Here is an 18,866-nt window from a genome sequence, read left to right on the forward strand (position 1 = left end):
CATTTTAGTCTTTGCGATCCGTTGCCCCCACGATCTCTGATAAGCTGTTGACACGGCAGACAACCAACGCATCGCTGCCCTAACTTGAGAGATTTCTAACGCGCCAACCAGCCGCCATCGACAGCGAGGATGTGGCCTTGAACATAGCGGGCTGCGTCAGATGCCAAGAACACCGCCGCCCCTGCAAGGTCGCTTGGCTCCCCCCACCTGCCGGCTGGAATGCGTTCAAGGATTTGTCGGTTGCGGGTCTCATCGGCCTGCAGCGCAGCAGTGTTATTGGTTGCGATATAGCCGGGTGCGATCGCATTTACGGTGATGCCGCGTGACGCCCATTCATTGGCAAGAAGCTTGGTGAGGCCGCCAACACCGCTTTTCGAAGCAGTATAGCTTGCCACACGGATACCGCCTTGAAATGTCAGCATGGAAGCAATGTTGATTATTGAGCCGGCACCCATTTCAGCCATATGACGCCCCGCAGCTTGGCTGAGGAAGAACAGGGTCTTGAGATTAGTATCAACCACCGCGTCCCAGTCTGCTTCGGTGAAGTCCAAGGCATCGTTGCGGCGGATGATTCCGGCATTGTTTACAAGGATATCCAGCCCGCCCAATTGCGCCACGGTTTCAGAAACAATCCTGTCGCACGGTTCAATTGTCGCAAGATCGGCTTCGATCAATACGCAGCGGCGCCCCAGCTTGGCTACCTCTTGCGCCGTTTCGCTTGCATCGCTGCGCGCGACCAAAGCGATATCGGCTCCGGCCTGAGCAAGCCCAATCGCAATGCCTTGCCCAATTCCCGTATTGCCACCGGTAACGACTGCGACCTTACCGGTCAGATCGAACATCATGGTAATTGATCTCCCTTAGAGCGCCCATCCGCGCGCTTTTCCAAGCTCTAGAGCGATCGCAAATAATCGCTGATGCTCTCATCTTTTGAGTTGGGGTAGAAAAGCTCTGCGAACTTCTCCCCTGCAATAGCGCTCTTCAAAAGGTCTTGGTCTACAGTCTTCAGGACCGTGAGCATGTCTTTGCAGGCCGCGGCCTTCAAATCGGCAAGCACTCCGCGATTTGTTTTCATCACGGCTGCACGCTCTCTTGGATAACCAAGTCCTGGTTCGGTTTCGAACAGCTTGCGATAGCAATCTTCCAGATTGAGTTCGGCTGCCCAACCAAAGCCTTTGGCATATGGCATCGACATGCAATTACCGGCATTGATCTGATTGAAGAGAAAAGCATCTGTCGGATCGATTACCAAACCGCAAAAAACGCCGGGCATTGCATTACAGGCAAGCATTGAACCCATGCCTGTTCCGCACCCTGTAACCACGAAATCAGCCGCACCCGAATTCAGCAGAATACCCGCCAAAAGCCCATTCATGGGATAGGTCAGAGCGGCCTCGTCTTCCGGTGAATACATCCCGAAATTCAGCACATCATGGCCAAGCGGTTCAGCAACAGAACGCAACGCAGTTTCAATGACCGGGCTTTTGGCCGCTTGGCTGTTTTCAATAATCAGGCCGACTTTCATATTTTATACCTCTTCCCCATGCGTCGATCAAAATATGACGCCCAATTCAATCCAAAATTCGCCCTCTAGGTAACCGGTGTCATTTCTCGATGCAAGCGGTTCTTACATGCGCATTTTTATGCAGTTTACGCACTCTTGGGCGGAACGACCGAAGTGCGCTCCACAAGTTTTGAGCTAAGCTGCCAGCGCTCCGCGGTATCGGTGTCTTCCCGAACAATCAGCTTGCGCGCCGCCATCCGGGCCATCTCGACAATCGGCCATCGCACCGTGGTCAACGCAGGCCAGATATGGCTAGATAGTGGCGTATCGTCGAAGCCAACCACGGAGAGGTCTTCGGGGATCAGCATCCCGCTTCTGCGCGCAGCGATAATGGCGCCGATGGCCATTTCGTCATTACACGCAAAGATTGCGGTCGGCGGGTTATCCAGATCAACCAATGACTGGCCAGCCTCTACACCAGATTCGAATGTGTAACGCCCCGGCCTTACCAAAGCAGCATCGAGCGAAAGGCCTGCCTCTGTCAGCGCTTCTTCAAATCCCGCCCTACGCTCACGCGGAGAGGTAAATCCCACGGGACCTTCTATCAGCCCTATCCGGCTGTGACCTTTTGCAATCAGGTATGAGACCGCCTCTCTTACCGCTTCGCGATCATTGGAGCTGATTGTGTGCTCTGGTGCATCCAATCTGACAGAGCCCATTCTAACGTAGCCGCAGCCAAATTCTTCGCAGATAGCGGCGACCTTATCGTCTTCGGAGATAGGCGGAAGAAAGACGACGCCGTGAGGTTTGTGGCGCTCCAGAAAAGAACGGATACTGTCGTAAAAACCGTCGGACTTTCGATCAACCGGCTGCACCATCAAGCCGTAGTCGGTATCCGCCAGCTCATCGAGAACGCCCTGTTGAACGTTGACCAAAAACTGCGCGTTTGGATTGTCGTAGAACACTACGATGATGAAGTTGCGGCTTAGCGCGAGCGCGCGCGCCTGCAGACTGGGCACAAAGCCAATCTCTTCGATCACCGCCAGCACATGTTTGCGTGTCTTGTCACTCAACATGGGGGATTTGTTGATTACACGGCTGACCGTTTTCTTGGAGACGTTCGCCAATCTCGCAACATCATTGATGGTTGGCTTTCCGGTCTTCACGCTGGCCCCTCAGTGGTCGGTTTCGCGATTCTATGCCACCGAACTATCATTCACGCAAAAGCCGATCAGAAAGAATTCGGCAGCGCTAGCGAAAGGGCGGGGACAAAGCTGATCAGGACGAGCGCCAAAAGCAGCGTTAGGTAAAAAGGCCAAATCGTCCTTATCATGTCGGGGAGTGGTATCTTCCCAACCGCTGATCCGACAAACAACACCGATCCAACGGGCGGTGTCACAAGGCCAATGCCCAGATTGATCATCATGATTACGCCGAAATGCACTGGATCAATGCCAGTGCTGATCGCGACTGGCAGAAAGATCGGCGTCGCAATCACGATCAATGGCGCCATATCCATAAAGGTGCCGAGCGCAAGGAGCATCAGGTTGATGATGACGAGTGTGAGGATCGGATTATCCGTCATCATTCCGATCAATGCGGCAAGCTCCGCAGGCACTTCAAGAAGGGCAAGCGCGAACCCAAAGGCCGTGGCAGCGGCAATGATAAACAATACCATTGATGCGGTTCGAACCGATTTTTGGGCAGCTTCCACAAACCCCTTCCACCCCAAACTGCGATACACGAAGGTTCCGATCAGAGCGGTGTAGACGACAGCAATCGCCGAGCTTTCCGTGGGTGTGAAAATACCACTCAAAATGCCGCCCATGATGATAATACCAGTCATCAGGCCAGGCACCGCGTAAAGAACCGCCCAGGCAAACTCGCGCCATCCCGGGAAATGGCCGCGCGGCAGGCCGCGTTTGCGTGCTACCAACCATGCGGTCAGCATTAGCATGGTGCCAGTCATTATGCCGGGGATGATGCCGGCTAGAAACAGATCACCGATTGATACACCAATGCCAGAGGCCGCCGAATAGATGATCATATTGTGCGAAGGCGGGATCAACAGGCCTACAATCGCAGCCGTCACGGTTACGTTCACAGCGTAATCCTTGTGATAGCCCTTCTCTTCCATTAGCGGCACCATGGTGGAACCGATGGCAGATGCGCTCGCAATCGGAGAACCGGAGACAGCGCCAAACATCATCGATGCGCCCACATCGACGAGGCCTAAACCACCGCGCACCCGGCCCAGCGCTGCATCGGCCATGCGAACGATCCGTTCCGCAATCCCCGCGCGGTACATCAGATCGCCAGCGAAGATGAAAAACGGAATGGCCATCAAGGCAAACACGCTGATCCCGGAGGCCATACGTTGAACAGCGACTACCAAAGGAATATCGATGACCAGAAATGTGGCAAGCGCGGCTCCGAGCAGTGAAAACGAGACCGGGACGCCCAGCGCAAGCAGCAGGAATAGCACGCCAAAGAGAACCAAAATCTCCATCAGACACGCTCCTTCAAGCGGGCTCTGATCCGCGCGATCGAAAAGATGATAGTGAGCAGCCCCGCAAACGGGATTGGCAGGTAGGCGATCCCTCTGCTTATTCCGAGTGACGGGACGACAAAATCACGCACCAACCAAACAAGCTGAGCGCCATACACCAACAAAACCACGCCAAATGCAGCGATCAGGGTGTGGATCGCGATACGCAATTGGCGCTCTCGCTTGGGGCTCAGACTTTTCTCGAGCAGCTCAATCCGGATATGAAAACGTTCCCACACGCCAGCAGCAGCGGCAAAAAACACGTACCAGATCATCAGGATGAGAGCGGCTTGCTCTGTCCATGAAGGGCTTGAGTTGAGAACAAAACGGCCGAAAACCTGCCAACTAATCACACCGACCATTGCGATCAGTCCTGCTGCTCCAATCTTGACCAAAACACTGGCGACGCGGTCCATTAGCTAGCCTCCGTGCGCATCGCGAGCACGCGTTCAAGCAGATCGCGCTGCTCCGCAGTATCAAGCGAACGATCCCACATGCCGGTCATCGCCTCAGCAAAAGGGGCAGGATCAACCTCATTCACCTCGACACCGTCACCCATGACAATCGCCCGGCTGCGGGTGACCTGCTCGTCCCAGAGGGTGCGCATATAGGGCACCGATTCCTTTGCAGCTGTCCGCACAACCTGTTGATCACCCTTGGACAATTTGTCCCAGCTTATCTTGGACATCACGAATACTTCAGGTGCGAGAAGGTGATTGGTCAGGCTGTAATACCGGGCGACTTCGAAGTGTTTGCCGCTTTCAAAACTCGGCCAGTTATTCTCAGCGCCGTCAATCACCCCCTGCGCGAGTGACTGATACACCTCATCCAACGGCATCGGAACGGCATCTGCACCAAGTGACTGGATCATCGAAACATACAGATCAGAACCGGGCACTCTGAGCTTCAGGCCGCGCATATCCTCGGGTGTCCTGATGGGACCTCGCGTGTTGTAGAAGGACCGCGAGCCAGAATCGTAAAAACACAAGCCGATCAGCCCGTGTTGCTCCAAAGACGTAAGCACTTCTTCCCCAATCGGCCCGTCAAGCGTCGTCCGCATATGCTGCGTCGATTCAAACAGGAACGGAAGAGCGATAACCTTGGTCAATGGCTCAATTGAATTGAGCGGGGCAAGGTTCACGCGGTTGAAATCCAGCCCACCAAAAGTCGTGATCTCTAACGTATCGCGCTCATTTCCCAATTGGCCACCGGCAAACATGTTGAGCGAAAGGCGACCATCAGTGCGCTGCGAAATCAGCTCACCAAATCGAATGACCGCTTCGACTGTGGGATATCCCAAGACATGCGTATCCGCTGATGTGAAAGCGTTGCCAAGCCGCGGCGCGCAGCCGCCCAATACACCACCAGCCAGACCAACGATTCCGCCCGCAAGCGCGGTCCTACGGCTTATTGAGAAGCGCGAGGCGGTCATGCTATGGGTTGCTCTGCGACAAGCTCTATCTCCAGCGCTCCCCACTCCCCGAAATCCAAAGTCGAGCGATCACCGCAGGCCGCATCATGCACACCGGTGATTGCTCCGGTGGAGATAAAGGTGCCTTCGGACAGCGAAATCCCTTCTCTTGCTGCAAGATCGAACAGGAATGTACGCGACCGCATGACTGCGCTGGGAAGGTTGCGAACGTCTTTCTGACCCACGATCTCCCCCTCGATCTTTGTTGAAACAGGCATGCAAATCTCGTGCATGTCTCTCCAGCCGTGAATTTCTGCGCCTAACAAAAGCCCGTTATTGTTGCCAAAATCGCAGACAACCGCCAGGGGTCCCACGCCATTAATATCGACAATTGGGCTGCTGGCAATTTCCGCGCCGATGAAAAGCCGATCCTCACTGGATGCTTGCCCGATCATTAGCACAAATTCGGGTTCAATCGCTGCAAAGCCATCTTTGAACACAGGCATCTGCGTTGGCCCGTCAGGGCTGGCGCGAAAAAGCCGCTGCGCAAAGATCGGACCCGAAAGAAAGTCCGCGCCGAGAGCCTGCCTGTGGATTGGAGGAATGCCGCCGACCTTCCACCCAACCACTGTGTCTGCCCATTCCTTTCTCGACAAAGCCTGCACTTTGTAAGCATCATCAAGGCTGGCGGGCAGACTACCAGGGAATTGCGGGAGAGAACCTGCACGTCGTCGTTCACGGACGAGAACGCTGGAAATCTCCTGCACTCGGGTGTCAGATATCACAGCGCTCAATTCTCCATACCTTCCCCAATCGACGCCCGGTTAAAACCTAATGCGCGCACCTACGTAATAAAGCGCACCGGCGATCTCTGTCTGCGAACGACTATCGCGCACTGGGCGGAACTGACGATTGGGTTCATCGAAAATGTTCAGCGCCTGAAATCTGAGTTGCACATTCTTTGTGACGTTGAGGTTTGCCGACAGATCAACAAAGCCTTGGCCCGCGTTGAATCGGTTGGTGCCCTGCCTGAAGGGCCGGAAAAAGCTCGACCGATAACGATAGGCGGCGCGGGCGGAGAACGGCCCTGTCTCATAGAATGCGGTCGCATTGAAAGTATGGCGAGACGCGCCTCTGATGCCAGCGGGATCGGTGAAGTCTGCCAGAGCCAGCCCTGAAACCACGACTGGGTCTGGGCTTTCGAAATCGCCAGTATCTGCAAAGTTGTAAGCCACTTGCAAACCGAGCCCGTTAAACGGCGCTGGCAGCGTTTCAAATTTATGCTGCGCGGCCACTTCAAAGCCTAAAAGGCGGCTTTCGTCGCTCGAATTGACGCGGCGCCCGACGAATACCTCGGTTGGCGCACCATCCACATTAAGAATGAGCGGGGTGACTGCAGCGTCGAATCCTGTTTGCAGCAACTTGTAATAGGCGGCGACTTGGAACGAGGATGTCGGGCCAAAATACCATTCAAATGACACGTCCGCATTCCAGGACTCAAGCGGTTCAATGAATGGGTTTCCAGTGGCGCTGACGATGGCTCCAAGGTCGCCAAGATCAGCCTCGTCATCGAATGTCAACGCGGCTGAAAGATCGGCTGGGTCGGGTCGTGCGATTGCCCGATAGACCGCAAATCTGAGCAGTTTTTCGCTATCCAGTTCGAACGTGATGTTCGCACTTGGCAAGAATGACCAGAACCCGTTTGTCTCGACATTGACGATGGGGTCGCCGACTTCGGTGATGGTGATTGTGTCGGGATCCGGTCCCGGACTGGTCGCCAATGCGGAGCTGATACCGATCGAAGTGACATTGGTTCGCACGACCCGCAGGCCCAAATTCCCTGAGGCGGGTAGACCGAACAGGTTGGTATCAAAGTTACCTTGGACATAGCCCGCATAGGTCTCTTCAGTAACGTTTGTATCTTGCGCTGAAAGCGTAGAGCCGGTGGGCAGGCCTGCATCTGGATCACCCGTTATAGCGGTGAACAAATCACGCGCTGCAAAGGTCGCAAAAGTGAGCCCTGTATTGGGACTTCCCGATCCCTCAAACAGATTGTCTACCAAGAAACCATCACGGCGCGTGGCAAGCGCTTCGGGTGTGAAGTACGCGCCTGAGGCCAAAGAGACGGTTGTATCAATGCCATCATCTTGAATGCGTTGGCGATCACCATAGCGAAGGCCCGCCTCAATTGAGCTAAAGAACCCATCAAGTTCATAAGAGGCGTCAAGTCGCAAAGCGAAAACGGATTCGTCAACGTTTTCCAGGCGACGGCGGGCGCGTTGGCCGTTGGTATACAGATCATGATTATCTAGATCGAAGGCAAGGCCTGTATCGTCTTCGACATCTGACACATCGAGCAAGGTCAACGCAGGGATAATATTCCCACGGGCATCATATTCAAAAGTCACTCGATCATTGGTCCGAATACGCATATCGCGCTCATCCTGGCGACGCTCTGTCTTGGTGTATCCAATATCTCCAGCGATGGTCAGTGGGCCACCATTATTCCATTCAATATTGCCGCCAAGACCGATAAACTGCTCATCACGCTCACGGAAAACCGATTGGTTCTCCAGCCGCGTTTCACCGGTATGCGCAAGTAACGCTCCCGTTGATGAGACTTCCAGCGGAGCGATATCTCTACGGCCATCTGCAATCACTAGGTTTGCCCGCTCTTCATCGTCGCGGCGATCACTCCATTGCGCATCAAGATTGATATCGAGATTGGGACTGGGCTGCCACTGAATGGAGGCAAGCACAGCCTCCTGATCGCGGCGTGTTGATTGTGCGCGATAGATGTATTGATTGGAGATAAGGTATGGGTCTGAGGCACCCGAGGGATTACCATCAGCATCGGTCAGAAAAGCGCAATTGTTGCTTCTGTCGACCCCTTCGATCGTATTGCAAGGGCGGTAAGTTGAGCTTGAGGTGAAGATGTCCTCTGCAAACGTCCCTCTGCGAAACTGCCCGCCAATCGCGATGCCAATATCGCCAATCCCGGTTTCGAACTGGTCGATGTAGGACCCACTCAGCCGCGTCTCAATGGGACCTCTGCCATCGTTAACTCGGTCCTGCGCCTCGCTATACCCGCCTTGTGCGAACAACTGGATTCGCCGTTTGTTGTAGTCAAGCGAGCGTAGGGTCTGGAGCTCGATATTGCCGGCAATCCCGCCTTCGATGAAATTGGCGCGCTGCGTCTTGTAGACGATAGCACCATCAATCAACTCGGATGGAAATTGTGAAAAGTTTACGTCGCGGCCATCTGCGCCAGATGTCACCTCGCGCCCATTGATGAAGGATGCACCTAGAAATGCGCCAAGGCCGCGCACCGCGATACCTGTTGAGCCACCCTGAAATCTTTCGGCGGTCACACCTACAACGCGCTCGAGAGCCTCGGCGATGGACAAGCTGGGAAGATCGCCGATATTCTCGCCGACGATCGCGTCGCCGATCACGTCGAGCGATCGCTTCGTTTCCAGTGAACTTTCGATGACGCGGCTAATCTCGCCTGTAACCACGATCTCGCTGCCCTGCGTGTCGCCTTCCTCGCTTGACGGTTCGCCTTGGTCTTGCGCCAATGCGGGCGTCGCAATCGAGAATGCTGAGGCAAGCAGTGCTCCGCGAATAACCCCGCCAAAACGGCGACTTTTAACAACTGCAACTGATGACATGGTTTCCCTCCCCACAGGCCTTGTCCGGTGATTTTGTATTTATGACACCGGTTTCCTAAATAATTGACACCGGTATCATCTGGCGTCAATACCCTTTGTCAAAAGTCGTCTATAGTGACTGAAAATCGTGGAGAGAGGGGCATTTTTGTGTTTTTTAATAAATGGTTAGCGGCCTTTCTAGGCTTGGCGATTGGGTGTGTATCACCTGTGCTTGGACAAGATTTGCACGAAAATACGTTGCCCGATGTCCTTGCTGACCCAGCAACACAGGCAAAGCACCCCCTGCCCGACTTCTCGTATGCGGGGTATGGCTATGGTTTGGTTACGATCGCCGTGCGCGGTGATGTTATCGACGTCGCAGAATTCGGCGCCATTGCAGATGACGGGATTGATGACAGCGCCGCGCTTCAGGCGGCGCTCGAAGAAGCTGCGAGCCGGTCTGGCCCGGTCAGAGTGCAGTTGGGTCAGGGTCGTTACATCCTGACTGAAATCCTCTGGCTGGAACGCAGCGACATCGTGCTGGCGGGAATGGGAATGGGAGCCGGCGGCACTCAACTTTTCATGCCGCGCCCCCTCAACCAGATCGACGATGAGGGCGCGCTGAGTGAGATCCGCCAATATCTTGAGGAGGAAGATAAATACGAGCGCAGGCCAGAGCAAAACCTTGATGTGCTGTTTTCAGAATACAGTTGGAGCGCTGGGTTCATCTGGGCCCGTTTCCCCGGCGGTAGGCATGCGACCTATCTGCAACGCTATGACCGGGAAAGCGAGACCCTCGCGCAAATTGCCAACGGCAATCAGTTTGAGAATCAGCTAACCGTTATCGATCCTAGCGGCTTAGAAGTGGGCGATGTTGTGCAAATCCATTGGTACAATCGCGCAGGCCAAGACGGACCATTGATCGGCGCAATTTATGGCGACACGCAAGAAAAGGTCGGAAGTCGGCACTGGGAATTGCCTGAGCGTCCTTTGGTGCGACAGGCCACTCGAATAGAGGCGATCGATGGCGATAAGGTAACGATCGCTGACCCTTTGCTGCTCGACATCACCGCATCGATTCCCGCCAATTTCACGCGCTGGGATCATCTGTCGAATGTTGGTATTGAAGACCTACACTTGGAATTCCCTGAAAACCCCTATTTCGGTCATCACAATGAGGCAGGGTACAACGGAATCTACTTTACCGGCGTCCACAATGGCTGGATACGCAACGTAACGATCTCCAACGCAGATAGCGGTATCCTGACCGACGATCTGGCCAATGTGACGATCCGAAACATTGTGACTGATGGAGGCCACAAGGCGCATTACAGTGTCCATATCGGCAATGTGCACAACGTGCTGGTTGATCAGTTGACTGTGCGCAATCCGACCGAACATTCGCTCAGCTTCAACACCCAGTCGACCAAGTCAGTCTATACCAATTCAACCGTTTGGCAGACTCCGACGCTCGACCAACATGCAGGTGCCAATCATCAAAACCTCTATGATAACGTGACAGTTTACGTGACTCCGGACCAAGTCGCGCAGGACGGCACACCGCAAATTGATCTCTACCGGGCAGGTGGCGCAGGCTACTGGCAACCCGGGCATGGCCGGTACAATACGACGTGGAACCTTCGAGTGCTGTTTACAGGCGCGGCAGCACCGGGAAGCATGGTTGAGATATTTGCCGGATCCGAAGGGCCAGATGCCCGAATTGTCGGCATGCACGGCAATCGGCCAATTCGGCTAAATCATGAACCTGCGCCCTATGTTGAGATGCTCAACGAGCCCATAGTCGGCGCACCATCTTTGTACGCATACCAGCTTGAGCGACGGGATCACCACTAGAAAGAATACGGCGCAGCAAAGGGTCCTAGCTTTCAGACCACAATGCTTGATCGCGCCGGAGCTCTGCGTTTCTCGACAAAGTCATGAACACAGTCTTCGCACATTTCGACCAATAATGCGCGCGATCACGCTCAATTGAGAAGACCGCATCTAACCCAGGATCTAAATCGCAGAGCTGAAGCGCCGCTGTGAGACCTGTCTAAACTGATCGAATTGCGCCGCGATTGCCCGCGTATATGGAAGGCCTTCTGGTTGAACGACGAATGTCATCCCATCAAAACGGGCAAGGCCGTGTTCGATGAAACGGTTCAGTTTCATCCGGCTTGCAGCGTAAATGCATGGCGGTAGCACCGCTGATCCCTTGCACAGCAAATCTTCTATCACCTTGCCTCGCATCTGATCTTCGCGATTTCTCTCCACGCCAATATTTGACGTGAGCATGCCTTGCGATGCCATCATGCGATACCGGCCGTTGTTCTTTTCATTTTGAGCGATGAGGTGTGGAAAGCCGCTGATTGAGCTTGCGCCAAGCCCGATCAGCACTTCGCCGGAGTCATCGCTGAAGCCTTGAAAGTTGCGGCGCAATTGGCCCATTCGGGCCGCGATTGCCATCGGGTCCGCCGGCAAGGCAAAATGGTCAAAGCCTATCGCATCATACCCTTCACTGGTCAGAAAATCATGCGCCACCGCCGCCATCTCAAAACGTGTCTGCGCGCCCGGCAAGGCAGCCTCATCGATCACTTTCTGGCGCGCGATCAGATGCGGCACATGGGCGTAGCCGAACACAGCGATACGATCCGCGCCAAGCAGCTTTGTATACTCAAGGCTATCGGCGAGGTCGTCTTTGCTTTGATGGGGCAAGCCATACATCAGATCAAAGTTGAGCGATGTGACGCCCGCACCGCGCAGCCAATCGATGCTGCGGCAGATCATCGCATCGCTTTGCTCGCGTCCAATGGCCTTTTGGCATTGTGCGGAAAAGGTCTGCACGCCCATGCTTGCGCGGGTTATTCCGGCCTCGGAAATGGCTTCAGCCCAGACGCTGCTCATGGAGCGCGGATCGAGCTCTATCGACCACTCGCATTCGCTGAGCCAAAAATTGCGGGCCAAAGCATCGACCAAATCAATGAATTGTCCGGGTTCAATCGCATTCGGGCTGCCGCCACCAAAGGCTATGCGGCGAACCTTGGCATCGTGCGGCAAAAGCGCGGCAACCGTTTCGATCTCGGTATGGATCGCGGCAAGGTAGCTTTGCACCCGCTGTTTGCGATTGGCCTTGCCCGTATTGCAGCCGCAATAATGGCAAATGCTCTCGCAAAATGGGATATGAAGGTACAGGGAGATGTCCCCACTGGCACCCTCAATCGCATGCGATAGCGCGGTGGTGGGAAGCTCGCCAAAGTCGGCGGCGGTCGGATAGCTCGTGTAACGCGGCACAGGCGTTTTGAGCAGTTCAGGATGATAAGGCCACATGAGCGGACATAGAACTGCTCAAAGGCAAAGCGTCTTTGAGCTGGATCAAATTGCGTTCAATTGTCCGGCAGTCTCCCCGTGGGTTTTGCCTTTTCGCGGCATGTGCCCGCATGGCAGGCCTGCTGATGACAATCGCGCTCGGGCTTTTCATCCTCATCACCCAGCGGAATGACGATTTGCCCGCCATTGCACAGGTCCATGGTGAGGGTGCGTTGTTCATCAGGCATGGGCAATGGGCCGGTCGCCATTGGAATGATCGCCGCGAGTGTGATGATGATACTGGCGTTCATTGTTCCGCATCCTCTTCGTCGATCAAAATGCGCGCCGCCGCGCCGTCCATATCCTCGTATTGCCCAGAACGCATGGCCCAGAAAAACGCGGCTAAACCTGCGGCCCCCATCAAGAGCGCTATGGGGATCAGAAAAGCAAGATTGGTCATCGCGCATCTCCGTTCGCGCTGCGGGCTAGTCGAAGGGAATTGGCGACTACGACCAGCGAGCTGATCGACATCGCGATGGCTGCAACTAGCGGCGTGACGTAGCCAAACAGGGCCAATGGCACTGCAAGCACATTGTAACCGATCGCAAAGCCGAAATTCTGGCGCACGATCACCATCGTCCGCCGGGCGACTTGAATTGCAAGGGCAACGGGAAACAATTTCTCGCCTATAAAGACCGCATCTGCCGCCTGTTGGCTCGCATCGCTGGCGGTGCCCGGCGCAATCGACGCGTGAGCGGCGGCCAGAGCGGGACCATCATTGAGACCATCGCCCACCATGAGTGACCGCCCCCCGGCATCTTTCAGGGCATTCAAAGCCGAGAGTTTGTCTTGCGGAGACGCCTCGGCCGCGAAGGGGATCGAGAGCTGGTTGGCCACGCGCTGGACCGGCGCATTGCGGTCCCCTGATAATATGCTCGCATCAACGCCGCGCTTGGCCAGATGTGAAAGCGTTGGCGCGCAATCGCTGCGCATGGGATCGGTGAAACGCAAGACGTGCCTATCATCGCCAATCAATAGCGCCGTGGCGAGCGCTTCGCCCACATCGTCAGGCCGCTCGAGCGCGACTTTTACCCCGTTCCAATGCCCTCGAATGCCTTGCCCGCTATGCTCCGTGATGTCGGAGAGGTTCGCGGGGGCAACGCCCGCATCGCGCAGGGTGAGCGCAAGCCCCTTGCTCAAGGGGTGTCTGCTCGATTGGGCAAGCGCCAGGGCCACGCTGCGCGTCTCTTCATCAAGTGCTGCGATGTCGGCACGTGGTTCCCCCAAGGTCAACGTGCCGGTCTTATCGAACAACGCCACGTCCACTTCTGCTAGGCGTTCCAGGGCGCTGCCATCCTTCACCAGCAGGCCGCGTTTCAGAAGTGCGCCTGAGGCCACAACCTGAGCGGTGGGCACCGCAAGGCCCATGGCGCAAGGGCAAGTGATGATGAGCACGGCGATGGCAATGACCAGCGATTGGTGCCATCCAGCCCCAGCAATCATCCATCCGACAAAAGCCAATGCGGCGAGTGCGTGAACCACGGGGGCATACAGCCGCGAGGCACGGTCCGCGATGCGGACATATTGGCTGCGCGATTGGCCCGCTTCATCCATCAATCGCGCGATTTCGGCGATGGCGGTATCATCGGCAGTTCGGGTCAATCGAATTTGGATGGGCGCTGCGATGTTGATTGCGCCTGCGTGAATCTCAGATCCTACGCCAATCCGCTCGGGCGCGCTTTCCCCGGTTAGCATCGAGTTGTCGATTGAGCTTGCGCCGTGCTCAACCTCGCCATCGGCGGCCAGAGCCTCGCCAGCAGCCACCAAGACCAGCATTCCAGGTTCCAGTTCACTGGCAGGCACCCGGCGCGCGGTGCCATCGGGTCCGATCACACTGGCTGATTTGCCCATCCGCCCGAGTAAAGCGCCGATTTCCGCCCGCGTGCGTGTGCGCATCTCTGCATCAAGTGCGCGGCCCACAAGCAGGAAGAACAGCAGCATCACCGCGCTTTCGAAATAGGCGTGCGGGCCGCCGGTGATGGTCTCGTAAAGGCTTAATGCAGTGGCCAGAACGACGCCGATGGAAATGGGCACGTCCATGTTCGTGCGGCCATGTTTGATCGCCATCCACGCCGATGCAAAGAACGGCCGCCCGGCATAGGCGATGACGGGCATCGCGATGAGAGCAGAAAGCCAATGGAACAGATCGCGGGTCGCACCCTCGGCCCCTGACCATATGCTCACGGAAAGCAGCATGACATTCATCATGCCAAAGCCCGCAACGCCCAAAGCGCGCATCAACCTCTTGCGTTCGCCCGCCTCTTGGCCAAGCGGGTTGTCTTCAACCTGTTGCGCCTCAAAACCTAAGTTTAAGAGCGCTTCGGTGAGATCCCCTTCATGCAATCCCGCATCATGCTCAATCGCCACGCGTTTGGCCGAAAAGTTGACGCGCGCTGTATTGACACCGGCAACCTTAGGCAGCTCGCGTTCGAGCTTGGCGATGCATCCCGCACAGCGCATGCCCGGCACGGTAAAGCGCGTCGTGCTTTTTGCCTCGTCAGCGCTTGTGGGGGTGGCGGCCAGCGTGTTCATTTAAGCTCCGCTTCGCTCGACCAAGTCTCGTCCGCAGCCTCGATTGTGATGCGAATGGTCCATCGCCCTTCGGCCACAGGATCGGTTGAGCGGTAGGCATCGCCCCTCGCGCGTTCGCCCATAGGTTCAAACGCCAAAGTGGCATGGTCGCGTACCCCGATGGGGCGGCGTAGTTCAGCGGTGATGGTCGCGCCCTCAGGCACCCCATTGGTGGTGAGGTCAACATGCCCGTCTGCATTGCGTCTTGCATCGACTTTCCACCCCAACGCACGGTCCGCTTCGGCCTCTTCCAGCCAGGTGTTGAATTGTTGGCTGGCGACGTAGGAGTTTTTGACCACCACGCCATGGAAACCGCCCGTGGCAAAGCTCGCCATGGTGAAATTGACCGCTGCCACAATCCCAAATCCAACGACAAGGATCATGGCCATATGACGACCGGTGAACTGGGTTCTGGTGTGCTTCGCGCTCATCAATTGCCTCCTGGCATGGCGAATGTGGTGGGTACGGTGTCTTTTTCGCGCTGCTCATCCAGAGATGTCAGCTCGAAGCTGAATTGATCCGCTGCGCTGCCTGCGGGCACGGTGACGTAAGCGCGAACAACGCGGGTTTCGTCCGCTGGAACGGCGATGGTCTGCGCAGGGGCAGCCGCATCACTGCCGATCCGGTCGGTCCACAAGACGGCGCCGTCAGGCAGACCTGCCAATGCGATTTCCATATCGCGCGGACGTCCCTCCATATTGCGGAGGCGCAAGGTGTAGGCGTTACGGACTGATCCATCTTTCAAGAGCATAAAGGCAGGGTTACGGTCCTGAGAAACGGTCAGATCCGTGTGCGAGCGGGTGCCAAGCGCAAACAGCATCGCGGCACCAATCGCGCCCCAAATACCGAAATAGATAAAGGTGCGCGGCCGTAGCAGCGCTTTCCAAGCCGGGGTCGCTGGCGCACCCGCCACTTCTGCCTCGCATTGATCCAGCGTCGCGTAATCGATGAGGCCGCGCGGACGCCCGATATCCTTCATCACGCGATCGCAGGCATCGATACACAGCGCGCAGGTGATGCAGCCGACCTGTTGCCCTTCGCGAATATCGATACCGGTCGGGCACACCGCAACACATTCACGGCAATCGATGCAATCGCCGTATTTCTCAGGCTCTTTTTGCGCTTTCTTGAGGCTACCGCGCTGCTCCCCGCGCCAATCTTTATAGGTGACGATCAAGGATTGCTCATCGAGCATAGCAGCCTGGATACGCGGCCATGGGCACATATAGATGCACACCTGCTCGCGCATAAAACCGCCCAGCCAGAACGTAGTCCCGGTAAGCACGGCGACAGTCATATATGCGACAGGCGAGGCGGTGCCGGAAAAGAACTCGGCGAACAAAGTGGGCGCATCGGCAAAGTACAAGATCCAGGCCCCGCCTGTGACGAGGCCTATAAGAAGATAAATGCCCCATTTGCCGCCTCGCCGGGCAATCTTTGACGGTCCCCACTGGGCCTTATCCAGACGCATGCGTGCATTGCGGTCCCCGTCGATAAACCGGTCGACATGCTGGAAGAGATCGGTCCACACAGTTTGCGGACAGGCATAGCCGCACCAAGCGCGCCCAACCGCGCTCGTCACAAGGAACAGACCGATGCCCGCCATAATCAGCAGGCCTGCAACAAAGTAGAATTCGTGCGGCCAGATCTCGATATCGAACATGTAGAACCGGCGGTTCGCAAGATCGATCAATACTGCTTGATCGGGGGCATAGGGGCCACGATCCCAACGCAGCCACGGCGTCACATAATAGATCGCTAGCGTGACCACCATAACCAGCCATTTGAACCGGCGAAACGGACCATCAATCCGCTTGTTATGGACGCTCTTGCGCTTTTCGTAGAGCGGTCCATCACCCGCAGGTCCGCCGGATTGGCCACCACGCGTAATCCCTGTTTTATCCAGAGCCTTGGTCCATGGATTGGGCTGTTTGAGTTGGTCAGAGGCGGCCATCGCCCTCCGCTCCTGATACATCGGTCTGAGCCACCTCTTGCGCTTCTGCTTCTGCCACCGGCACTTGTGAAACGCTCTCTTCACCGCCACCGCGTGAGTGGACATAGGCTGCTAGCATGCGGATCGTTACCGGATCGAGCTTGTCGCTCCAACCGGGCATCACGCCATGGCGCGGAGCCAGTATCTGCTGGCGAATGTTCGCCTCGCTTTTCCCATAAAGCCAGATCGCATCATTGAGCGCAGGTGCACCCTGTGCGTGGTCGCCTTCGCCCGACGGTTGGTGGCACGCCGCGCAGTTAGTGGCGTAAAGATCTGCGCCAGCCGCATTGCTGGTCCCATCACCGCTCAGTGAAAGAACATGACCAACCAAGGCATCAACCTGAGCACGGTCGAAGATACCTTCAAAGGCAGGCATGTAGGTGATGCGAGTCTCGTCCGACCCCTCCCAGCGGATGCCGTGGGTTAGGGTGTACTCAATCTCGCTGATTTCACCGCCCCAAATCCAATCATCATCATTGAGGTTAGGGTAGCCATATTGCTCATACCCCGCTGCGCCTGCACCATGGCACTGGATACAATGCTGCTTGAACGCCGCTGAGCCCCCGGCGATGGCTTGGCCCATCAGTTCAGGCGATGCCTGCAAATCCTTTGCATCGGTTGCCGCGATGAGAGCAAAAGTCTCTGCGCGCGCTGCCTCTGCCGCCTCCATGTCGCGAGCCAATTCGCCGCGAGAGGACCAGCCTAGCGTTCCTTCGGTCGCCTTTTCCACCAGAGGCCATGCAGGATACAGCACGACATAGACCGCGCTCCAGGCAATCGTTGCGTAAAACGTCCAGAGCCACCAGCGGGGAAGCGGTGTATTGAGCTCCTCAATACCATCCCATTCGTGGCCGACAAATTCTGTGCCAGTGGGTTCATCAACACGATTTTTATCAACCATCATGATCGTCCTTGAAAATCGAGTGCTTGGCTTCCTCTACTCCAGCTTTGGAGCGCGGCAGAAAGCTCCAACTGCACAGCCCTAGGTAGAGCGCGAAGATCACCACCAGACCGTAACTGTCGGCAAGGTGACGCAGCGTTTCGTAGAAGCTCATCGGCCAAGCTCCTCTGCCAGATCCGTTTGAGCTGCAGCTTTGTTGACATCGACCAAGGTGCCGAGCATTTGAAGATAAGCGACCAGCGCATCCATTTCTGTCACGCGCGTGGGATCACCATCGTAATCTCGGATTTGCGCTTTGGGATAGCGCTCTTCGAGGTCGCCGGGATCAAGTTCCGGATTGGCCTGAGCGAAAAGATCGTTTTCTGCCATTTCGATGTCAATGTCAGAATACGGTACGCCGACACGGCTGAGAGCCGTCAGTTTGGCTGATGCATCAGGAATTTTCAGCGTTGTGTCAGCGAGGAAGGAATAGCTTGGCATAATGCTTTGCGGCACCATGCTTTGCGGGTCCTTCAAGTGTTGGACATGCCAAATGTCTGAGTAGCGGCCGCCGACCCGTGCAAGGTCTGGCCCAGTGCGTTTTGATCCCCATTGGAATGGATGATCATACATGCTCTCAGCTGCAAGCGAGTAATGGCCATATCGCTCAACTTCATCGCGGAACGGTCTGATCATCTGGCTGTGGCAGGTGTAGCAACCCTCGCGGATATAGATATCGCGCCCAGCCTGTTCGAGCGGAGTGTAAGGTCGCATCCCTTCGACTTCTTCGATCGTGTTGTCGATCCAGAACAGCGGAGCGATTTCGACGATCCCGCCAATTGCAACGACGATAAGCGTACCCGCCGCGAGCAGCGTGACGTTTTTCTCTATTGCCTTGTGCCCCTCAAAGGCGCCGGTTTGTGGTGAGTTGGTGCTCATCTTC

Annotated in this window: 18 protein-coding genes; 1 reads left to right on the forward strand and 17 read right to left on the reverse strand. The window is 56.0% G+C overall.

Annotated features, from left to right (window positions below; genetic code table 11):
* Window positions 1-95 precede the first annotated feature (95 nt).
* From kduD to AC0V6N_RS10715, 8 genes are all read right to left on the reverse strand, one after another.
* Window positions 96-851 (reverse strand): 2-dehydro-3-deoxy-D-gluconate 5-dehydrogenase KduD, encoded by a 756-nt coding sequence (gene kduD / locus AC0V6N_RS10680; protein ID WP_486172471.1) that lies wholly within the window; start codon window positions 849-851, stop codon window positions 96-98.
* Window positions 852-892: 41 nt separating this feature from the next.
* Window positions 893-1,525 carry an RpiB/LacA/LacB family sugar-phosphate isomerase gene (locus AC0V6N_RS10685; protein ID WP_486171540.1) on the reverse strand — a complete coding sequence of 211 codons (633 nt, stop codon included), beginning with the start codon at window positions 1,523-1,525 and terminating at the stop codon, window positions 893-895.
* A 125-nt stretch (window positions 1,526-1,650) separates the two neighbouring features.
* The gene (locus AC0V6N_RS10690) at window positions 1,651-2,670 is read right to left on the reverse strand and encodes a LacI family DNA-binding transcriptional regulator (RefSeq protein ID WP_486171541.1); all 1,020 of its coding nucleotides are present in this window, start codon (window positions 2,668-2,670) and stop codon (window positions 1,651-1,653) included.
* 65 nt (window positions 2,671-2,735) lie between these two features.
* Window positions 2,736-4,013, reverse strand: coding sequence for a TRAP transporter large permease (locus AC0V6N_RS10695; RefSeq protein ID WP_486171542.1), 1,278 nt, complete (start codon window positions 4,011-4,013; stop codon window positions 2,736-2,738).
* Window positions 4,013-4,468: a TRAP transporter small permease gene (locus AC0V6N_RS10700; protein WP_486171543.1), complete on the reverse strand. Its 456-nt coding sequence runs from the start codon at window positions 4,466-4,468 to the stop codon at window positions 4,013-4,015. Before AC0V6N_RS10700 ends, AC0V6N_RS10695 begins: the two co-directional genes overlap by 1 nt.
* Entirely contained in the window at window positions 4,468-5,484 is a 1,017-nt protein-coding gene (locus tag AC0V6N_RS10705) for a TRAP transporter substrate-binding protein (protein WP_486171544.1), read from the reverse strand. The genes AC0V6N_RS10700 and AC0V6N_RS10705 overlap by 1 nt, the downstream gene beginning before the upstream one ends.
* Window positions 5,481-6,257, reverse strand: coding sequence for a 2-keto-4-pentenoate hydratase (locus AC0V6N_RS10710; RefSeq protein ID WP_486171545.1), 777 nt, complete (start codon window positions 6,255-6,257; stop codon window positions 5,481-5,483). Before AC0V6N_RS10710 ends, AC0V6N_RS10705 begins: the two co-directional genes overlap by 4 nt.
* Window positions 6,258-6,287: 30 nt before the next feature.
* Window positions 6,288-9,134: a TonB-dependent receptor gene (locus tag AC0V6N_RS10715; protein WP_486171546.1), complete on the reverse strand. Its 2,847-nt coding sequence runs from the start codon at window positions 9,132-9,134 to the stop codon at window positions 6,288-6,290.
* A gap of 147 nt (window positions 9,135-9,281) precedes the next feature.
* Here AC0V6N_RS10715 and AC0V6N_RS10720 point away from each other — a divergent pair, with 147 nt between their 5' ends.
* Window positions 9,282-10,967 carry a hypothetical protein gene (locus AC0V6N_RS10720; protein WP_486171547.1) on the forward strand — a complete coding sequence of 562 codons (1,686 nt, stop codon included), beginning with the start codon at window positions 9,282-9,284 and terminating at the stop codon, window positions 10,965-10,967.
* Window positions 10,968-11,129: 162 nt separating this feature from the next.
* On the opposite strand, the gene hemN is transcribed toward AC0V6N_RS10720, so the two are convergent.
* From hemN to ccoO, 9 genes are read right to left on the reverse strand one after another with little or no spacing between them, the layout of a single operon-like run.
* Window positions 11,130-12,440, reverse strand: a complete 1,311-nt coding sequence (hemN, locus tag AC0V6N_RS10725) for an oxygen-independent coproporphyrinogen III oxidase (protein ID WP_486171548.1) — start codon at window positions 12,438-12,440, stop codon at window positions 11,130-11,132.
* A 56-nt stretch (window positions 12,441-12,496) separates the two neighbouring features.
* Window positions 12,497-12,730, reverse strand: a complete 234-nt coding sequence (locus AC0V6N_RS10730; protein WP_486171549.1) for a hypothetical protein — start codon at window positions 12,728-12,730, stop codon at window positions 12,497-12,499.
* Window positions 12,727-12,879, reverse strand: a complete 153-nt coding sequence (ccoS, locus tag AC0V6N_RS10735; protein ID WP_486171550.1) for a cbb3-type cytochrome oxidase assembly protein CcoS — start codon at window positions 12,877-12,879, stop codon at window positions 12,727-12,729. The genes AC0V6N_RS10730 and ccoS overlap by 4 nt, the downstream gene beginning before the upstream one ends.
* The gene (locus AC0V6N_RS10740; RefSeq protein WP_486171551.1) at window positions 12,876-15,011 is read right to left on the reverse strand and encodes a heavy metal translocating P-type ATPase; all 2,136 of its coding nucleotides are present in this window, start codon (window positions 15,009-15,011) and stop codon (window positions 12,876-12,878) included. The genes ccoS and AC0V6N_RS10740 overlap by 4 nt, the downstream gene beginning before the upstream one ends.
* Window positions 15,008-15,481: a FixH family protein gene (locus tag AC0V6N_RS10745; RefSeq protein ID WP_486171552.1), complete on the reverse strand. Its 474-nt coding sequence runs from the start codon at window positions 15,479-15,481 to the stop codon at window positions 15,008-15,010. Before AC0V6N_RS10745 ends, AC0V6N_RS10740 begins: the two co-directional genes overlap by 4 nt.
* Window positions 15,481-17,004 carry a cytochrome c oxidase accessory protein CcoG gene (gene ccoG / locus AC0V6N_RS10750; RefSeq protein WP_486171553.1) on the reverse strand — a complete coding sequence of 508 codons (1,524 nt, stop codon included), beginning with the start codon at window positions 17,002-17,004 and terminating at the stop codon, window positions 15,481-15,483. The genes AC0V6N_RS10745 and ccoG overlap by 1 nt, the downstream gene beginning before the upstream one ends.
* Window positions 16,991-17,944 (reverse strand): cytochrome-c oxidase, cbb3-type subunit III, encoded by a 954-nt coding sequence (gene ccoP, locus AC0V6N_RS10755; protein WP_486172472.1) that lies wholly within the window; start codon window positions 17,942-17,944, stop codon window positions 16,991-16,993. Before ccoP ends, ccoG begins: the two co-directional genes overlap by 14 nt.
* Complete coding sequence (locus AC0V6N_RS10760) at window positions 17,937-18,098, reverse strand: cbb3-type cytochrome c oxidase subunit 3 (protein ID WP_486171554.1); 162 nt, start codon at window positions 18,096-18,098, stop codon at window positions 17,937-17,939. The genes ccoP and AC0V6N_RS10760 overlap by 8 nt, the downstream gene beginning before the upstream one ends.
* Window positions 18,095-18,862 carry a cytochrome-c oxidase, cbb3-type subunit II gene (gene ccoO, locus AC0V6N_RS10765; RefSeq protein WP_486171555.1) on the reverse strand — a complete coding sequence of 256 codons (768 nt, stop codon included), beginning with the start codon at window positions 18,860-18,862 and terminating at the stop codon, window positions 18,095-18,097. Before ccoO ends, AC0V6N_RS10760 begins: the two co-directional genes overlap by 4 nt.
* Window positions 18,863-18,866 lie beyond the last annotated feature (4 nt).

The organism is Erythrobacter sp. S57(2025), assembly GCF_057365055.1.

Bases quoted from the DNA above. Each gene is read 5' to 3' on its own strand.
- AC0V6N_RS10715 (WP_486171546.1), bottom strand. From the start codon at position 9,134: ATGTCATCAGTTGCAGTTGTTAAAAGTCGCCGTTTTGGCGGGGTTATT.
- AC0V6N_RS10760 (WP_486171554.1), bottom strand. From the start codon at position 18,098: ATGAGCTTCTACGAAACGCTGCGTCACCTTGCCGACAGTTACGGTCTG.
- AC0V6N_RS10705 (WP_486171544.1), bottom strand. From the start codon at position 5,484: ATGACCGCCTCGCGCTTCTCAATAAGCCGTAGGACCGCGCTTGCGGGC.
- ccoS (WP_486171550.1), bottom strand. From the start codon at position 12,879: ATGACCAATCTTGCTTTTCTGATCCCCATAGCGCTCTTGATGGGGGCC.
- AC0V6N_RS10740 (WP_486171551.1), bottom strand. From the start codon at position 15,011: ATGAACACGCTGGCCGCCACCCCCACAAGCGCTGACGAGGCAAAAAGC.
- AC0V6N_RS10730 (WP_486171549.1), bottom strand. From the start codon at position 12,730: ATGAACGCCAGTATCATCATCACACTCGCGGCGATCATTCCAATGGCG.
- AC0V6N_RS10685 (WP_486171540.1), bottom strand. From the start codon at position 1,525: ATGAAAGTCGGCCTGATTATTGAAAACAGCCAAGCGGCCAAAAGCCCG.
- AC0V6N_RS10695 (WP_486171542.1), bottom strand. From the start codon at position 4,013: ATGGAGATTTTGGTTCTCTTTGGCGTGCTATTCCTGCTGCTTGCGCTG.
- ccoO (WP_486171555.1), bottom strand. From the start codon at position 18,862: ATGAGCACCAACTCACCACAAACCGGCGCCTTTGAGGGGCACAAGGCA.
- AC0V6N_RS10745 (WP_486171552.1), bottom strand. From the start codon at position 15,481: ATGAGCGCGAAGCACACCAGAACCCAGTTCACCGGTCGTCATATGGCC.
- AC0V6N_RS10700 (WP_486171543.1), bottom strand. From the start codon at position 4,468: ATGGACCGCGTCGCCAGTGTTTTGGTCAAGATTGGAGCAGCAGGACTG.
- hemN (WP_486171548.1), bottom strand. From the start codon at position 12,440: ATGTGGCCTTATCATCCTGAACTGCTCAAAACGCCTGTGCCGCGTTAC.
- ccoG (WP_486171553.1), bottom strand. From the start codon at position 17,004: ATGGCCGCCTCTGACCAACTCAAACAGCCCAATCCATGGACCAAGGCT.
- ccoP (WP_486172472.1), bottom strand. From the start codon at position 17,944: ATGGTTGATAAAAATCGTGTTGATGAACCCACTGGCACAGAATTTGTC.